Raw genomic sequence first — 19,137 nt, 5'->3', positions numbered from 1 at the left:
CTTACCTATATTGCGCCCTTGACTGCCTAGACTCAGTGCGGCTTTGGGCGCGTTGAGTGCTTTCTTCAAAAGAAACTACTTCGGTCTGTTTTTGCGTTAAATATTTAGCTAATGAGTTGATAGTTGGATATTCAAATAAATTAATCACCGATATATTGCTGAGGAAAATTTCTCGTAGTTTAGCGTGAGCTTGAACAAGCAATAATGAGTGACCACCGATATCAAAGAAATTATCATGAATGCCCACTTTCTCAATATGAAGAATCTGTTGCCAGATATTAGCGATGCTTTGCTCTACCTCAGTTTGTGGTGGTTCATAATTTGCTGCCAATTCTGGGCGATCGCCATTTGATTCTGGAAGTGCATTACGGTTGATTTTACCATTGGATGTTAGTGGCAGAGCCTTCAACATGATAAAAGTTGAGGGCATCATGTATTCTGGTAGTTTTTCTCTGAGAAATCTTTGCAGTTCGCTAACATTGAGTGTTTGTGTTTGCTTAGAAACAACGTAAGCTATTAAGGATTTGTTGCTATTGTCTTCCCGAACAGAAACTACAGCTTGTTGTACTTGCGGATGTTGACACAGTACGCTTTCAATTTCTCCAAGTTCAACACGAAAGCCCCTAATTTTTACCTGTTGATCAACTCGCCCAATGAATTCAATATTGCCGTCAGCTAGGTAACGAGCTATGTCACCAGTTTTGTATAGACGCGAACCCATCTCTGCAAAAGGATTAGGAATGAACTTTTCTGCCGTTAGATCAGACCGATTGAGATAACCTCTAGCTAACCCCGTACCACCAATATACAGTTCACCTGGTACACCAATGGGTACTGGTTGCAGTTGCTTATCTAGTAAATAAATCTGCGTATTGGCAAGTGGACGACCAAGGGGTACTGTCTGCGTACTAATTTGCTGATTTCCAACTGCGAAGGTAGTAACCCCTACAGTGGCTTCTGTAGGGCCATAGTGATTGAAGATTAAGCTGGATGGAGCTTGCTGGCGAATCTGCTCAATAAGTTGCCAACTTGCAGCTTCGCCACCCAGAATTAGCTGCTGGCGGGGCAAGATGGAATCGGATGGGGCAGAGGCGAGAAGAGTAGCAAGGTGGGAGGGGACAATTTTGAGACAGTCAATGGGATGGGTGCGGCAGTATTTTGCCAAGATTGCTGAGTCAGTAGCACACTCGATGGATAATATATGCAGACATCCACCAGTACAAAGGGCAGCAAAGATTCCAGTGTTACCCAAGTCAGCAGCTAAGGTGGAAACAGTGGCAAAGTTAGTTGTGCTTGATAAATCTAACCTCTGTGTGATTCCGTGAAGGTAATTCAGCAGTTGCTGGTGTTCGATCGCAACTCCCTTCGGTTTACCAGTAGAGCCAGAGGTGAACAAGACATAAACTAAATTCTGGGCTGTGATTTCACTGATGGGATTTTCATCTTTGTGATCGGCAATGATATCCCAATCTGTGTCTAAGCAGACTATCTGTGCTACATCTGTTGGCAGGTTATCGACTAATCGCTGTTGTGTCAATATCAATGGTATTTCGAGATCCTGCAATCGGCTAGCAAAACCTTCCTTGGGTAAGGTTGGATCTAGTGGTAGATAGGCTCCACCAGCTTTGATGATGCCCAAAAGCCCAATAATCATCAAGAGCGAACGCTCTGTGCAAAGTCCTACTAAAACTTCCGGCTTGACTCCTCGCTGCTGCAAATAGTGGGCAAGTTGATTGGCTTTGCGGTTCAACTGTGCATAAGTTAGTTGTTGATCTTCAAAGACAACGGCAATTTTATTTGGTGTTTTTTGTACTTGTTCTTCAAATAGTTGGTGAATACATTTATATTGGGGATTGTCAATATGTGTTTGGTTAAATTCTACTAATAATTGTTGGCGATCGCTAAAGCTCAGAATTTCTAATTGGCTAATTTTCTCTTCGGGATTAGCAGTTACACTAGTTAATAAAATTTGGAATTGTCTGGTTATACGTTCAATAGTATCGGCTGTAAAGTAATTTACATCGTAGTAGAACTCTGTGCTTAAAGAATGCTCGCGTTGAGTACAAGTGAGTTTTACTTTAAATTGTTCAATACAACTGTAATATTGCTCAAGTGAAAATGATAGGTCGCCAGCAACGAGTTTTTCTGGTAGTTGCTCAAACTCGAAACCGATGGGAAAAGCTAGTTTTTCATGATTTTCTATCGGTTCTGGCACAAAATAATCTTGCCATTCTGCACTAGCTTCTATAGTCTGATTAGCTAGTTCTACAACTTCTTGAAAGCGTATGTCTGGTGTCAAATGGCTTTTAATTGGCAACCAAGTAGCAACAAGTCCTAATAAACTGTATAGTTCTTCGTAGTCTCTGCGATCGCTAGCCATACCAATAACGATATCTGGCTGTCCTGTAAGTCGCCAAATCAGCGTTTGCCAGCAAGCTAGTAAGATGACAGCAGTAGAAGTATCATACTTTTGAGCTAAGTTGACAATTTTGGCTGTCACATCAGGGGAAATATCTAATCGACAATAGTTTATCTCAAACTTAAATGGCTGTGATGGCTGACTTTCAAAAGGTAATTTCAAGGAAGCAATTGGAGAAAGTTGCTCATGCCAATATTGCTTCGCTGCTTTTGCATCTTCATCTGTGAGTAATTGATTCTGCCATTCTGAGAATTGTAGGTATTGTACAACTTCTTCAGATATTCTCTCACCTTGTAAATAAGCAGAGTATGAATTGCTGATTTCTGTCACCAAATTTTTGAGTGTCCAAGTATCGGCACAAATTGAAGGCAGACTAATAAGTAAAATATGCTTTTTTATTGAGAGCGTTAGTAGAGATATATGTAACAGTGTTCCTTGATCAAAGTCCAAATTCAGGGACGCTGCTGCTTGGAAAAGCTTTGCAATTTTACTTGAGATTTCCTTGGGTTCACAATGACTCAGATCGATGTTATCCCAAGAGAAAATACTACTATTTTTTACATCCATTACAGGAATTGTCATTTCCGGTAGGCAGTGAAAAGTTGTACGTAAAATTCCATGTCGAATAATGACTTTTTCTAAAGCAGCTTTTAATACTTCTGGTTTGAGTTTGCCTTCTAAAAGAAGGGCACATTGAGCAAAATAAGCTGAATTATATTGCTGTAATGACCAAAGACGCTTTTGTTGAGGGGAAAGGCGAAAACCCTGAGTTATTTGAGCTGACATATATAAAAGCCCTAAGTCATTTTTAAAAATAAATTAACCACAGAGGCGCAGAGAACGCAGAGAGAAGAATTGGAGATTTTCAAGAATTATTTAAGATAATTACATTTATCATTATTCTTCATAAAGAAAATACAATGTTGCTGAATTATACCTACTTACTTAGCTGTTTACGACAAACGAAGCAGGCAGCTTCAGAGGTTTTATTTACTTCAAGTTCGTGGTTAATATCATAAATACTAACTTCTGTAAATCCTACTTTTTCTAGAGCTATTTTAACTTCTGCTGCTGAATAAGCTTTTAAGAAAAAGCTTCTATCTAAGCGTTGCCAGTTCCCATTTATAAATTCAAATCTGGTAGTGTCTTTTCGACCTATTTTGCTATTTGAATCGTAGCTCCAAATATCAACCCAGACATTATCTTCTTTGACACCTCCACCAGATTCATTATTTTTCCAACTTGATTCACATAATTCTTCTAGATATAATTCAAAAGCAAATATACCATTTTCTAGCAAAGCATCATACACGTTTTGAAATGTATTCTGTAATTCTTCAATGCTGAGGATATAATTCAGAACTACATCTGTAGAAATAACTGCATTAAAAGTTGGCGGTAATTTAAAAAAGCGGGCATCATCTAGAAGAAACTTAGCTTCTGGTGCATTCTCACGAGCAATATTAAGCATTCCTTCAGAGCTATCAAGTCCAGTTACTTGATAACCTCTTTTTAGTAGCCGTTGGGCAATTTGTCCTGTACCGCAACCGAGGTCAAAAATATGTGCTCCTTCTGGAATATTTTGAAGGATTAATTTGTCTATACACTCCAGCACGATGTCGTGGCGTTCTAGTAGAGTTTTCAAGTCGTAGATGGAAGCGATCGCATCATGATTAGTATTGCGTTGTTTTGAAGATATCAAGTATTTATCCTCCTTTTAATGGAATTTATTTATATTTATTTTTTCGATTACTGAATCATTTCTGCCATTGCCACAACAAGTTTGCGAGAACCTATATATGGATTTCGTCCGTGGGCATTTAGCATATTATCTAACATCAAAATATCGGTTTTTTGCCAAGTAAAGCTAGTTTGAGACTGCTGATAAACTTCATTTATTTCTGCAATAGCTGAGTCTTCTATAGGAGTACCGTCTCCGTAATAAACATTACGCGGTAGCTTTTCATCTCCAAAAGTAGACAATAAAGATTCCCGAACTTCTGGATCTAGATACGCTATATGGTGTAACTGAATTTGATTAAAAAATACAGGTTCGTTCGTTTTTGGATGTACTGCTAAAGCTGGACGAACTTGGCGCGTAATTAGACTGTTATCATCATACCATTCAAAATCAATTTTAGTCTGACGACAATAATTTTCTACGATAGATTTGTCATCGGTACGAAAGAAGTTTTGCCAGCTTACATCCAGCCCATTTGTATAGTGACGAACATACATTAATTGTTTTCTATCTAATCTTTCTCGCAGCTTGGGATTGAGAATTTTGTAAGCCTGGCGGCAGTCTATAATCGGTGTTTCTCCACCTTGTTGTGCTGGTTGCACACAGAAAAACCAAATTTTTAGAGGCCACTGATGTAAATGAGAGCTTTCATTATGAAAAAGAATTGCTTTATCAGGCGGATAAGGGGTAGAACCATAAACTTTACCACCTTCTCCAGTTCGAGGTAAATCACCATAATCACCAAACAAGTCTGGCGAAATTGTCTGAGCAAAATTTTCAAATTCTGAGACTAATTCTACATTAAAACCTCGAAATAAAATTGCCCCATGCTTTAATAATTCTGTCTGAATAAATTCCTGGTTATTTTTAGCCCAAGCGACCAAATCAATATCGTCTGTAGCTGGCTGAATTACGAGAGGAAATGTTTGCCCAGGTTGGAGATAATTAGTTTTTATCAATCTTTCTGGTAACAAGCTAACAGCTTTGGGAGTAATGCCGATTAACTTTTTCTGATTAAAGGCTCTACGTTCTTTTTTTTGTATAGCTTGTTGTTCTCTTTCAACTTCAGTCAGCATTTCTAAGCTACCAATCCGTGCATCAGGTTGTGAAATTATACTCTTAAGAAGTGTCTGGAAGCGATCGGTCATAAGAATGATAGTGCTGGCATCAAATAAGTCAGAGTTATATTGCCACTTACCTGAAATTCCTTGCTCTGTTTCAGTCAGAAATAGTGCTAAATCAAATCTAGCGACTTTGTGTTCAATTTCTAACAAACTTAAGGTTATTCCTGGTAATTCCAAAGGCGGCATGGGTGCATTTTGGAGGACAAATAATACCTGAAATAATGGCGGAGTATTGCTTAAATTCCGCTCCGGTTGTAGAGCTTTTACTAATTCATCAAAAGGTAAGTCTTGATGAGCATAAGCTCCTAATGCTACTTGGCGCACTCGCCCAAGCAACTCTCGAAAACTTGGATTACCACTCAAGTCGGTGCGTAAGACAAGCAGATTCACAAAAAAACCTATCAACAACTCAGTTTCAGCTAAGTTACGGTTAGCGACATCAGTGCCAATCACGATGTCATCTTGATTTGTGTAGCGTTGTAGTAACACCTGAAATCCTGCTAGCAAGGTCATAAATAAGGTGACACCCTGCTGGCGTGAGAGGGTTTGCAGTGCTAAGGACTCTTGAGGAGGAATTACAAAAGTTTGAGAAGCACCCCGGCGGGTTTTAATGTCTGTGCGGGGACGATCTGATAATTGCATGACAGGGAGGTTATTCCCCAATTGTTGCTTCCAGTAGGCGAGTTGGGTTTCTAGTACTTCTCCTTGTAACCACTGTCTTTGCCATACAGCAAAGTCTGCATATTGAATGGGTAATTCTGGGAGTAGAAAAGGTTTATTACAAGAAAAGCCTTCGTACAGTAATGCTAACTCCCGAATGAATATACCCATTGACCAGCCATCTGAAACAATATGGTGGATTGTGAACAATACTATATGTTCTTGTTCACCGACGCACAGCACAGTGCATCGCATTAATGGAGCTTGGGCTAGATTAAAAGTGTGTTGGGCTGACTCGATAATGAGTTGTTGAATCTTAACTTCCCGTTCTACCTCTGGTAAGTCGCGCAGGTCTAATACTGGCAATGTCACAGTTTGGGTTGAGATGTTAGTGCCACTTTCAGTAGGAATAGCCTGAAATGGTTGTCCATCTACCATATAAAAAGTAGTATTTAGGACTTCGTGACGACGGACAATTTCATTCAAACTCTGCTCTAGCAAAGCCACATTCAAAGAACCTATGAGCCGCACAGCTACAGGTATGTTGTACATAAAGCTGTCTGGCTGGAGTTGTTCTAATAACCATAATCTTTGTTGGGCAAACGACAGTGGTAAATGACCGTCTCTAGCAACGCGCTGGATAGGCGGAATTTCTCTGACTATTTCTGCTTTCATTGCCTTGTGAATTTCTGCGGCTAGTCTAGCTACCGTTGGTGACTCAAATAAACCACGTAGAGGTAAATCGACCTCAAAAGCTTTCTTAACACGAGAAATAACTCTGGTTGCTAATAGTGAATGCCCGCCTAACTCAAAGAAATTGTCGTAGATACTAAGGATTTCCACACCCAGAACTTCTTGCCAAATCCCGGCTAATACCTCTTCAACTGGATTGCGAGGTGCGATCGCACCTGCTTCGAGATGGAGTTTGGCTGGATCAAACGCAGGCAAGGCACGGCGGTCTATTTTGCCATTAGGTGTTAAGGGCAATGTTTCCAGAATCACAAAGGCTCTTGGTATCATATAACTTGGTAGTTTCTTCTCTAGGAAGCGGCTTAGTTCACTAATTGCCACTACCCGATCGCGCTGAAGAACTACATAAGCTACCAAACGGCGATCACTTGGTTCATTGCCCTGAATCACAACTACACTTGTCTGTACCTCTGGATGTTGGTTCAGTAAGGCTTCAATTTCTCCGAGTTCGATACGGAAGCCCCGAACTTTCACCTGATGATCGATCCGTCCCAAAAACTCTATGGTTCCGTCGGCTTGGTAGCGAACCAAGTCCCCTGTTTTGTAGAGGCGATAGTTCTTTGAAAATTGGTCATCTTTCACTCCGTTTAGAAAGGGGTGAGAGATAAACTTCTCGGCTGTGAGTTCTGGTCTGTGAAGATAACCACGAGCCAATCCAGCACCACCAATATGCAATTCACCAGGAATTCCCACAGGAACTAGTTTCTGCCCTGGATCTAAAATATAGAATTGTGTGTTGGCAATTGGGCGACCGATAGAGACGATGCCATCTTGTCGCTCCATTTGCTCGTCTACCTTGTGAATCGCTGACCAAATGGTGGTTTCTGTTGGCCCGTATAAGTTCCACACTTGACAGCCTCCTTTGAGCAACTGATCGGCAAGACTGCGATCGAGGGCTTCACCGCCACAAAGAATTTTCAGCCTACTACTACCTTGCCACCCAGCAGCTAGCAGCAGCCTCCAGGTAGCTGGCGTAGCTTGCATGACTGTAGCACCAGAAGAAACTAGCTGTTCTGATAACTGCGTGGCATCAGTTGCCACTTGACGGCTGACTATTACCAAACGAGCGCCAGTAATTAATGGCAGATATAGTTCTAGTGCGGCAATATCAAAGGATAATGTGGTGACAGAGAGAAGGATATCTTGCTGAGTCAGCCCAGGATTCAGGCGCATCGTACTTAAGAAGTTAACGACAGCACTGTGGGTAATCTGCACTCCTTTTGGTTGACCAGTAGAACCGGAGGTGTAAATCACATAAGCCAAGTTGTCAGCAGTGGCGTTGTGAATGGGATTGTCAGCAATACCTTTGGGAATTTTCTCCAGACATACTACCTGAGCTTGATGTTGTGGCAACGCCGCTAGTAAATTCTGTTGAGTTAGCAGTACTGAGACTTGGGCATCTTCTAGCATGAATGCGAGGCGTTCCGCAGGATAGGCTGGATCGATTGGTAAATATGCACCACCCGCCTTCAGGATGCCCAATAGTCCAATAATCATTTCTAGCGATCGCTCTGTGCAAATTCCCACTAGCGTTTCTTTTCCTACACCCAGTGTTTGTAAATGGTGTGCTAGCTGATTTGCACGGGTATTTAGCTGTTGATAGGTAAGTTGTTGATCTGCAAAAACTACTGCGTTCGCATTTGGTGTTCGTTCTACCTGCGCCTCAAACAACTGATGAATACAAACTTTCGGATAATCAGCTTGCGAATCATTCCAATCTACTAGCAGTTGCTGTTGTTCTGCCTGGCTCAAAATTGGTAAATCTAATAGCTGCTGGTCTGGATTGGCGACAATTCCTTCTAGCAAGGTTTGAAAATGTCCTTGCATTCTAGCGATCGCAGCTGAGTCAAATAAATCGGTGTTGTACTCGAACACCCCAATTAATCCTTGTGCAGTGTCAGTCAGCGACAAAGTTAAATCAAATCTGGCTATTTCAGTGTCTACTTCCACCGGAGTCAGACTCAATCCTGAAAGCTTGAGTGTTTCCATTGGCGCATTCTGCAACACGAACATCACTTGAAATAGCGGCGTGTGTCCTAGGTTGCGGTCTGGTTGCAACTCTGCAACTAGCTGCTCAAAGGGTAAATCTTGGTGAGTATAAGCATCCAGTGTTACTTCTCGAATTCGCCGCAGTAATTCTCTAAAACTCGGATTCCCTGATAAGTCGGTACGCAAAACCAGGGTATTGACAAAAAAGCCAATTAGTCCTTCTATCTCGCTGCGGTTGCGATTGGCGATCGGAGAACCGACGAGGATATCAGTTTGACTTGTATAGCGATACAACAAGGTTTTGAATGCTGCCAACAAAGTCATGAATAGAGTGACTGCTTCCCGTTGCGAAATTGACTTGAGCGCCTGGGAGAGAGTCTGAGGAATAGACCACGACTGCTTTTTGCCTCTAAAGGTTTGAATAGCTGGGCGCGATCGCTCGCTTGGGAGTTGCAGCACTGGTAAATTCCCACCTAACTGCTGTTTCCAGTAAGCCATCTGAGAGGAACGTACCTCTGTTTGCAACCACTGTCGCTGCCATAAGGTAAAGTCTGCATATTGGATAGGCAAATTGGGCAATAGTAAAAGCGTGCTAGTAGAGAATGATTCATAGAGTGCAGCCACTTCCCTAATCAGTACCCCTGCTGACCAAGCATCAGCAACAATGTGGTGGATGGTGAACAGTAAAATATGCTCATCCTCTGCTAATTGCAAGAGGGTGGTTTGTAGTAATGGACTTTGAGTTAAGTCAAAAGAATGTCGTGCGTGCAAATTAGTCAGCCGTCGAGCTTCCGCTTCTCGTTCCTCTAGAGATAACTTCTGAAAATCCACCACTGGTAAGGTTATGTTGAGTGCTGGCGCAATAACTTGCACTGGTTCGCCGTTGACGTTGACAAAACTAGTTCGCAAAGCTTCATGGCGTTGCACAATTTCTTGAAAACTCTGCTCTAAAATTGGGACATTGAGTGAGCCTTTGAGTAGAATTGCACTGGAAATGTTGTAAAAAGGATTGCTCGGATCTAATTGGTCAAGGAACCACAATCTTTGCTGGGCAAAAGATAAAGGCAATGCTTCATTCCGAGTCACGCGCTCAATTGGTGGAATTTCTAATTTCTCACCGCTCCTCATTGCCGTTTCAATCAATTTTGCAAGTCCGGCGATCGTAGGTTTTTCAAACAAACTACGTAACCGCATCTCTACTTGGAAGGCTTCGCGCACTTGGGAAACAACTTGTGTAGCTAGTAACGAGTGCCCTCCCAAATCAAAAAAGTTATTGTGGATGCCCACACGCTCAATACCAAGCAGCCCAATCCAAATTCCGGCTAGTACTTCTTCAACTGGCGTGCGAGGAGTTGCGAAACTGGTTTCTAATTCAGGGCGCACGGGGTTAAGTTCTAGCAACGCCTGACGGTCTACCTTGCCGTTGGGAGTTAGTGGTAATGCTTTGAGGATAATAAAGGTTGAAGGTAGCATATACTCAGGCAACCTGTCTCGAATATAGCCGCGCAGTTCATTGATCGAGCAAGGGGATTCTTCGGAAGGTACAACAAAAGCTGCCAGATATTTTTGCCCAGACTCTGATTCTCTTACTAAAACTACAACTTCTCGCACATGAGGATGCTGATTTAATACAGCTTCAATTTCACCCAGTTCGATACGGAAACCCCGAATTTTAACTTGGTTGTCGATGCGGCCAAGAAATTCAATTGTGCCGTTTGGCAGATAACGACCTAAATCACCAGTTTTGTAAAGTCGCGCTCCCGGTATGTCACTGTAGGGATGGGGAATAAACTTCAAAGCTGTTTGGTCGGGCTGATTGAGATAGCATCGAGCAAGACCCGCACCAGCAATGTAGATTTCGCCCTTGACTCCTAGGGGAGCTAGTTTGTAGTTTTCTTCTAGGATATATACTTGAGTGTTAGCAATTGACCGACCAAGAGGGACTGTTGCTGCCAAATGACGCTCCACTTGCCCAGGCACAATCTCTAGGGTACACACACCGACACAAGTTTCTGTCGGCCCGTAGTGATTGAAGATTAGGCAATCTGGGGTATAGTGCTGAATCTGCTCGATCAACTGCCAATTAGCAACCTCACCACCCAAAATCAATCGCTGACGCGGCAAGATGAATTTAGCCGAAGAAGATGCCAAAAGCGAAGCTAGGTGAGAGGGAACAATTTTTAAACAATCGATTGGATGTTTGCGACAGTATTCTGCTAAGGCTGCTGAATCAGTAGCACGCTGATATGATATCAAATGCAGACATCCTCCTGTACAAAGAGCAGGAAAGATAACGGTGTTACCCAAGTCGGCAGCCAAGGTGGAAACAGTGGCGAAGTTGATCCCGCCTGGCAGGTTTAACCTATCTATAATGGCATTGACGTAATTCAGAAGTTGTTGATGTGCGATCGCAACTCCCTTCGGTTTACCTGTAGAACCAGAGGTGAACAGTACATAGACTAGATTCTCAGGTGTCACTTCACTGCTGGGATTCTCATTTTTGTTTTGAGCAATAACTTCCCAGTCTGTATCTAAACAGATTACCTTGGCTGGATCTGTTGGCAAAATATCTAGCCAACGCTGTTGTGTCAAGATGATATCTACTTGAATACCTTGCAAGCGTAAGTTCAGACTTCCCTGTGGCAAAGTTGGATCTAGCGGTAGGTATGCGCCACCAGCTTTAAGGATTCCTAATAATCCAATCATCATTAAGAGCGATCGCTCTGTGCAAAGTCCAACTACAACTTCCGCCTTTACTCCTTGTTGTTGCAAGTAATGAGCTAGTTGATTGACTTTGCTGTTCAACTGTGCATAAGTCAGTTGTTGGTCTTCAAAGACAACGGCAATGTTATCAGGCGTTTTTTGTGCCTGTTCTTCAAATAGTTGGTGAATACATTTAGTTTGTGGATAATCGCGCTGATTATTATTCACCTCGTATAGCAGTTGGTGTCTCTCAATTTGGCTGAGAACCTCTAACTCGCTGATTGTCGCATCTGGATTAGCGATCGCACTAGCCAACAAAGTCTGAAATTGCTCTATCAAACGTTTAATGTCTTCTGCCTGGAATACGCTAGAGTTGTAGTGCAATGCTGCTGTTAATGTGTCATCTTGGCACAGGCAAGAAAGTTTTAATGTGAACCTTTCAATACAGGCATACTGCTGATAAATTGTAAAAGATACATCAGCAGCTAGATACTTATCTGGCTTTTCTGTAAATTCAAAACAAAGCGGAAAGAAATGTAAGGTATTTTGTGTTAATCCTGCTATTTGTTCCCAGTTAAAATAATCTTGGATTTTATCTAACTGCTGAATTAATTTGTTATTAATATATACAATATCTTTAATTTTAGATGTTGATTCTATGTTAATACTTAACGGTAAATATTTAGAAAATAGTCCAACAACTGTCTCTAGATCTTGATATTTTCTCCCGGCGAAAGCCATGCCTATTGTCAGATATTCTTGTTTAGTTAAGCGCCAATTTAAAATCTGCCAGCAAGCCAATAAAAACTCAGATATTGAACTATTATTATATTGATTTAGGATGTCAATTTGTTTTATTAATTCAGGAGCGATCGCAAAACTCTGCGTTTGTGGTTTAAATACTAATTCGTCAGCAGATTGTTTTTCAAAAGGAAGTTTTAACCCTTGTAAATCCAACGCAATATTTTGTTTTTGCCAATAGTCTCTACCAGCTTCTGTCTCTGCTCCTTCTAACAATTCATTTTGCCATTCAGCTAGGTCTGCATATTGTAATGGTTCATTCTCTATTTCTTCACCCTTTAAGAAAGCTGCATAAAACTGACTAATTTCTTGCACCAAAATTTCTAGCGTAGCAATATCTGCACAAAGCCCTGATAAGCTCACAATTAATACATATTTGGATGCCGATAAAGTCACTAAAGATAACTGCAAAGGAGAACCTTGTACAATATCAAAAGGCTGTTGACTGATTTTATGAAATAATTTTGTCAGCGATTCTTCTTGCTCTTGAGGTGTAAAACTGCTCAAATCACAAGTGTCATCCCAATTTATCTTCTGCTTACCAATTACCTGCAATGGGATAGTCATTCCAGGTAAAGAGCGAAAGTTTGTACGGAGAATTTCGTAGCGATCGACAACTGTTTCTAAGACTAATTTTAAAATATTGACATCTAAATCTCCCTCAATCAAAACAGCACACTGAGAGCGATAAGGAAGGTTATCAATTTCTTGCAATTGCCACAGATGTTTTTGCTGGGGTGAGAGTCGAAAACCTTGCATTTCCTCTAGCATTCTGATTCTCCGTACTTGCCACTAAATATATTAATTACTGTATTGTTCTGCCATTCCCACTGCAATCTTTCGCGCACCCACAAATGGCATCCGTCCATGCGCTGTAAGCATATTATCGAGCATTAAAATATCTCCAGCTTGCCAGGGAAAAATAACCATTTCTTGTTGGTAAGCAGAGCGAATTTCATCTAGTACAGCAGGTTCAATTGCTGAACCATCACCGTAATAAGTATTGTGGGGCAAATCTGATTCTGGGAACTCTGCTAATAATGGTTCGCGGATGCTTGGTTCCAAAGTTGAGATATGAAAGAAGGCAGCATGATTAAACCACACTAGTTCATTTGTGTGCGGGTGTGTAGCAACTGCTTGACGAACTTGTCGGGTTCTCAAACGATTACCCTCTTTCCACTCGAACTCAATGCCATTACTACGACAAAATGCTTCTACCTCAGATGGATTGGTTGTTTGAAAAACTGTTTGCCAAGGTAAGCCAAAGCCATCGCCAAAGTTACGCACATACATAACTCCCTTTTGACTGAAGCGATCGCAAATCTTACCATCAATCCGTTGCAACAATTTGCGAGTGTCTGCAATTGGTGTTTCTCCTCCTTGTTGTGCAGGCTGGATACAAAAAAAGAAAATCTTTAAAGGCCAGGTTTTGGCATAAGAAAGTTCACTGTGCAGAAAAATACTTGAGTTAGCAGGATAGTCAGTTGAAGTATAAATATTACCTTGAATTGGGCTGCGTGGTGAAGAGCGATCGCGATATTCCAGTAACTCTCCAGTCACGCTTTTGATAAACTGCTCAAACTCCAAATAGTTCTTCACCTGAAAATTTCGAAACAGAATTCCGCCATGCTTAAACAGATGATTTGTAATCAACTCCCGATTACTCGCCGCCCAAGCAACTAAATTCACTGCATCTACAGTGGGTTGGATAAGCAAAGGAAGCGAATTTCCTGCCACTAAAGGTACTGCTTTAATCAATTCGGCTGGCGAAACATTGACACCTTGCCGTTTAGTTATTCGTAACTCATTGAGACTAAGTTTTGGGGACTCTGGAATTTTCATAATTTCGCTCCACGAATTCCCTTCAGCTTTTAATACTGGTAAAAGTCAAACTCATTTCATCTACTTTCTGATCGATTTCTGGAAATTCAAGTTCTAGTTCATCCAATGAATTGACACCCAGAGTTTCCAAAACGAATGGTTGCAAAGTGTTGTTTTCAATAAAATTGCTACCTTCACTATTGTCGCCTTTATACACAATTACTAAGTTATGGTAAAAGTGCAGAGAAACAATATTTTTATCAAAATAAGATGGAGTATAGCCGGGATTTAAAAATTCTTCATAATTCAATCCATCAACTAATTTTTTGAACATATTCATAACCGTTTTTGGGTCGTTCAAGTCAAGACTTCCACCCACGTTTACCCAATTTTGCATCATCACACTTTCTTGAGCAAAGTCTGACCACTTTTGTCCAAGACTTGGCCAGTAAGAATGATGAATATTTTCCGCAGCATAAATTCCGCCTTCGTTGAGTAGAGGAAAAAATTGATAGAAGGCTTTAATATGATGTTCATTAGCCGAACTGCCATCTTCAATGATGATGTCTAATGCCCCTGTTTCATTAAAAACATCTTTCATAAAAGATTCATCGTTTTGATCGCCGTGAAATATTTTAATTCGGTCTTCTTCTAAATATCTTTTGTCGACAATATCAATCCCGTAAATCATACTATTTGGAAAATAAGTTTTAAAAGTTTTTAAAGCCTCACCTCCAATTGTGTGATCTTCGTAACCCCCTACACCAATTGCCAAAATCTTGAGTTTTTTCCATTTGAGGGGAGCAAAATGACTTTGGTAGCGATGAGCAAACCGCAGTCTAGGCCATTCCTCATGGGCATAAAGAGCCGCTACTTTACTTAAATCATTTGGCTCTAAAAATGCCCTAACTTGACGCGGAAAATTTTTTAATGATTGGATTAAGCTCATTGATGTTACTCCGATGTATTTTTATCTTCTATTAACTAATGACTTTACGCTTGGTTAACTTCAGCTTTTCTAATGAGGTAAATTCTAGCTCTTTCTCTTTAATTTGCTGTTGTTCTCTGTCAGAGGTAACGATGATTTCGGCTAACTCGTTCAGTCTGATATCTGGCTGCTCAACAACATTGCGTAGCAGAATTTCAAAATGAACAATCATTCGCCCAATAGTCTTGTCATCAAACAAGTCTGTTTTATACTCTAATGAGCCGTTAAATCCTTCTGTGCTTTCCCAAATACTGAATTTCAAATCAAATTTAGATGTACCACTATCAACCTCTAGGGGATGGAGAGTTAGCTCTGGAAGTTCTATAGATGGAATGGGAGCATTTTGCAGAATAAACATCACTTGAAACAATGGATTGTGGCTTAAGTCCCGCTCTGGTTGTAATTCTTCTACTAACTTTTCAAAGGGCAATTCTTGATGAGCGTAAGCGCCCAAAGCCACTTCGCGTACCCGCCCTAACAACGCCCGAAAAGTTGGATTACCCGATAGGTTGGTACGCAGCACCAGGGTATTAATAAAAAATCCTATTATCCCCTGAGTTTCTGCTCTAGTGCGACCTGCAACAGGCGAACCAACTAAGATTTCTTGTTGGTTTGTATAACAGTACAACAACGTCTTAAATACTGCGATGAGTGTCATAAACTGAGTGACACCCTCTCGCTGATTTAATTCTTTTACTGCCTCACTTAGAGCTTTGGGAAATGCTAGAAATTGCTTTTTGCCAGTGAAGGTTTGTATTGCTGGTCGGGGTCTATCTGTAGTTAATTGCAGTACTGATAGATTACCGGATAACTGCTGTTTCCAGTAATCAAGTTGGGTATGAAGAATCTCTCCTTGTAGCCATTTTCTCTGCCAATCAGCAAAATCTGCATACTGGATGGGAAGTTTAGGAAGTAGAGAGGGTAAGTCATGAGAAATAGCTTGGTAAATCTCTGCTAGTTCTTGAATCAGAATACCAATAGACCAACCATCTGCAATAATGTGGTGCATGGTCAAGAGCAATATATGCTCCTCTGGTTTCAAATACAGAAGTTGAACTCGCAGCAGTGGCGACTGTGATAAATCAAAGGGTTTTTGAGCGAACTCTGTGGCGAAGCACAGAGCCTCAGCCACAGTTGCTTCTGGTAATTCCAAAACTGGTAGTGTCAACTTCACACTTGGGGTAATCACCTGAACTGGTCGCCCTTTGACAGATACAAAGCTAGTTCGCAAGGCTTCGTGACGCTGTACGACTTCGTTAAGACTTTGTTCTAATGTCGCCTGATGAAGCTTCCCAGTTAAACGTATTGCAATGGGAACGTTGTAGAAGGGGTTATTAGGTTCTAACTGGTTAAGGAACCACAAGCGCTCTTGGGACAGACACAGGGGTAGTTCTTGATTGCGAGAAATCGGCTGTAGCAGTGGTTCTGAAGATTTTGTAATTGTTAATTGAGAAAGGATTTGCATTGCTAGCAGAACGACACTAGCATCTTGGAAAAAATCTTCAACGGATATTGCTACCCAAAAATCTACCTGAATTCGATTTTTTAAATCGAAAACTATTAAGGAATCGAGTCCTAAGCTATTTAGTGGTTGTTCTGGTTTCACTTGGGAAACTTCAATTTTTAATATCTGAGCAATTAGTTTTTGTAAGTAAGATATCAGCAATGGTAGGCGGGTTTCTGGCGCTGTTGCCATAATTGCTTCACGGCTCAGATTCGTCTTCTTCTCAAGGTCATCTGCACTATCCAAAATACTCTGGCTGATAACTTCCAGTTTGGTTGCCAAAAAATTGGCTTTTGTGGCACGGCGTTGAATTTTGCCGCTAGAAGTTTTGGGAATACTACCTGGTTTGATTAGTACTACTGCGTATACTTGCACCTCATGTACTTCTGCAACGGCCTGACGAATTGCAGCAGTAACTTCTTCAAAATTTGGTTTGGCACGAAACTCCAATTCCTGCACCACTACCAGCCGTTCTTCATGAGCAACTTCAACTGCAAAAGCTGCACAGCTACTTAAACGCAATGATGAATGGCTGCGTTCTGTAGTTAGTTCGATGTCTTGTGGGTAAAGATTACGACCTCTGATGATAATTAAATCTTTGGCTCTACCTGTAATGAAGAGTTCTCCATTGTGCAAAAAGCCTAAGTCACCAGTACGTAAAAATGGCCCTAATGTTGTGCTAACTCCTATGCCTTGGAGGTAGGCATGAAATATTTGCTCTGTCTCTTGTTGCCGATGCCAATAACCTTGCCCAACACTAGGGCCTGATACCCAAATTTCTCCAACTTCGTCAGGTTGACAAGGGGTAAGAGTCTCTGGATTGGCGATCGCAATTTGTTGTTGTGGTAAAGTTTGGCCACAACTGACAAAACTTTGAATATCTTCACTATCAGTATTTGCTTCAACAACCCGGTTTCTGGAAAGTGCCGATTTGACAACTGTTATGCAAGGAGGTACAGCTTTCTTGATCCCACCAGAAATCATCAGGGTTGCTTCCGCCATCCCGTAACATGGGTAAAATGCTTCCCGGCGAAAGCCACACTCTGCAAAAGCCTCTGCAAACCGTTCTAAAGTATCCTGCCGAATGGGTTCAGCACCATTAAACGCCACACTCCAACTACTTAAATCAAGGGTTTCTTTTTGTTCGGGGGTAATCTTTTGTATGCACAATTCATAAGCAAAGTTGGGACTACCGCTAGTTGTACCTCTGTAGTGGGAAATTGCCTGTAACCAACGATAAGGTCGTTGTAAAAAAGCTGTTGGGGACATCAAGATGCAAGGAAATCCACCATACAAAGGTTGCAAAATGCCACCAATCAATCCCATATCATGGTAGACAGGTAGCCAAGAAACAAATTTACTACTAGGAGAATGTTCCATAATTTGGTAAGTCATGGCGGCATTGTGAAGCAAATTGCCGTGACTAAGCATGACTCCCTTTGGTGTCCCTGTAGAACCGGATGTATATTGCAGAAAAGCTAGGGTATCTGCATTGATGTGAGTTTGTTGCCAAGCGTCTTCTAAATCTGGCGCTATATCATCTGTAGTCAACCACTGGAGATTTTCTAGGTTTGCTGCTTGTGCAAATATGGATTGTAATGTCGGGAGCATCGCTGTTGTAGTCAGAGCAATGCTAGGTTGTGCATCTTTAGTAATAGCGCTTATTCTGGGTGTTTTGCGTTGATTGAGAGGTGGATAAGCCGGAACTGCAACAACTCCAGCGTATAGACAACCAAAAAAAGCAGTTAAGTAATCTAGTCCAGGTGGATAGAGTAATAAGGCTCGTTCCCCATTTAAGTTTAAAGCTTGGAGTTGAGATGCGATCGCACAAGAGCGCTTCACCAGTTGTTGATAAGTCAGTGTTGATTCTTGGGTTTCTCCATCTTCAAGGAAGGTGAAAGCAATTGTATCCGGCTGTGTCAAGCTTCTTTGATGCAGAAGATCAACAACCGTGAAGTTAGGGTCAATTTCTTTAAAGTCCTTGATTTGTATAGCCATTTGACTTTCCAGAACTAGATGCACTCTTGCTTAAATACTGCTGCGATACATTCAACTTTTATCCTGCCAAAATGAGAACGCGAATATCGATCGCATTTCACAGGTAAGTTTTCATCCCACAATTCCGACTTTCTACTAGCTAAGACTTTTTACCTCTTTTAGGAGAGCCTAAACAAGGGAGTCTTTAGCGAAATACTAGACGCTATTGCAAATTTAGACTCAATAAAGTTTTAAGATTTTTATTGAGAGCAATTTTCAAGTACTCTGCTTACTTTAGAGGAGAGTATCGCTTTATGCAACTAGCTATTGATAGGTAATACTTATTGATTAATGTAAACACATTAGCTTTTTATAACCTGGTCTTCCGTAGATGAAGCTGATTTTTTGTCAGCGATCGCAGCAAGTTAGAGCAATTCTTGATCGGGCAGAATACAGACCATCACAGGGATAAGGTACTACTGATAGGTGTCAATTTAACATTAAAAAAGCGGTTATAAACCTCTTTTGCACGAGGCATTACTAACGTCCGTGGGTTTCAAAACCTTGATTTAGCCTTGGTCGTTGGCAAATTGATAGGGAGTCTAACCCATCAGCCCTGATCCATCTTATTTTCTTTAATTTAAGTGCGTTTAAACACAA

6 protein-coding genes are annotated in these 19,137 nt (G+C 41.1%); all 6 read right to left on the bottom strand.

What is annotated here, in order from left to right; translation table 11 throughout:
* Nucleotide 1 precedes the first annotated feature (1 nt).
* Nucleotides 2–3,205 carry a non-ribosomal peptide synthetase gene (locus tag FBB35_RS06540; protein WP_174708984.1) on the bottom strand — a complete coding sequence of 1,068 codons (3,204 nt, stop codon included), beginning with the start codon at nucleotides 3,203–3,205 and terminating at the stop codon, nucleotides 2–4.
* A 151-nt stretch (nucleotides 3,206–3,356) separates the two neighbouring features.
* Nucleotides 3,357–4,121 carry a class I SAM-dependent methyltransferase gene (locus FBB35_RS06535; RefSeq protein WP_174708983.1) on the bottom strand — a complete coding sequence of 255 codons (765 nt, stop codon included), beginning with the start codon at nucleotides 4,119–4,121 and terminating at the stop codon, nucleotides 3,357–3,359.
* A gap of 47 nt (nucleotides 4,122–4,168) precedes the next feature.
* Nucleotides 4,169–12,958, bottom strand: coding sequence for a non-ribosomal peptide synthetase (locus tag FBB35_RS06530; RefSeq protein ID WP_174708982.1), 8,790 nt, complete (start codon nucleotides 12,956–12,958; stop codon nucleotides 4,169–4,171).
* A gap of 30 nt (nucleotides 12,959–12,988) precedes the next feature.
* Nucleotides 12,989–14,029: a TauD/TfdA family dioxygenase gene (locus FBB35_RS06525; RefSeq protein ID WP_174708981.1), complete on the bottom strand. Its 1,041-nt coding sequence runs from the start codon at nucleotides 14,027–14,029 to the stop codon at nucleotides 12,989–12,991.
* Nucleotides 14,030–14,051: 22 nt separating this feature from the next.
* Nucleotides 14,052–14,957 carry a class I SAM-dependent methyltransferase gene (locus tag FBB35_RS06520; protein WP_174708980.1) on the bottom strand — a complete coding sequence of 302 codons (906 nt, stop codon included), beginning with the start codon at nucleotides 14,955–14,957 and terminating at the stop codon, nucleotides 14,052–14,054.
* Between the two features lie 31 nt (nucleotides 14,958–14,988).
* Nucleotides 14,989–18,498 carry a condensation domain-containing protein gene (locus tag FBB35_RS06515; protein WP_174708979.1) on the bottom strand — a complete coding sequence of 1,170 codons (3,510 nt, stop codon included), beginning with the start codon at nucleotides 18,496–18,498 and terminating at the stop codon, nucleotides 14,989–14,991.
* Nucleotides 18,499–19,137 lie beyond the last annotated feature (639 nt).

The organism is Nostoc sp. TCL240-02, from assembly GCF_013343235.1.
GTDB lineage: Bacteria > Cyanobacteriota > Cyanobacteriia > Cyanobacteriales > Nostocaceae > Nostoc.
The sequence above is the reverse complement of the archived record's forward strand: the minus strand, read 5'-3'. Positions and strand labels throughout refer to the sequence as shown.

Bases quoted from the DNA above. Each gene is read 5' to 3' on its own strand.
- FBB35_RS06540 (WP_174708984.1), bottom strand. From the start codon at position 3,205: ATGTCAGCTCAAATAACTCAGGGTTTTCGCCTTTCCCCTCAACAAAAG.
- FBB35_RS06530 (WP_174708982.1), bottom strand. From the start codon at position 12,958: ATGCTAGAGGAAATGCAAGGTTTTCGACTCTCACCCCAGCAAAAACAT.
- FBB35_RS06525 (WP_174708981.1), bottom strand. From the start codon at position 14,029: ATGAAAATTCCAGAGTCCCCAAAACTTAGTCTCAATGAGTTACGAATA.
- FBB35_RS06520 (WP_174708980.1), bottom strand. From the start codon at position 14,957: ATGAGCTTAATCCAATCATTAAAAAATTTTCCGCGTCAAGTTAGGGCA.
- FBB35_RS06515 (WP_174708979.1), bottom strand. From the start codon at position 18,498: ATGGCTATACAAATCAAGGACTTTAAAGAAATTGACCCTAACTTCACG.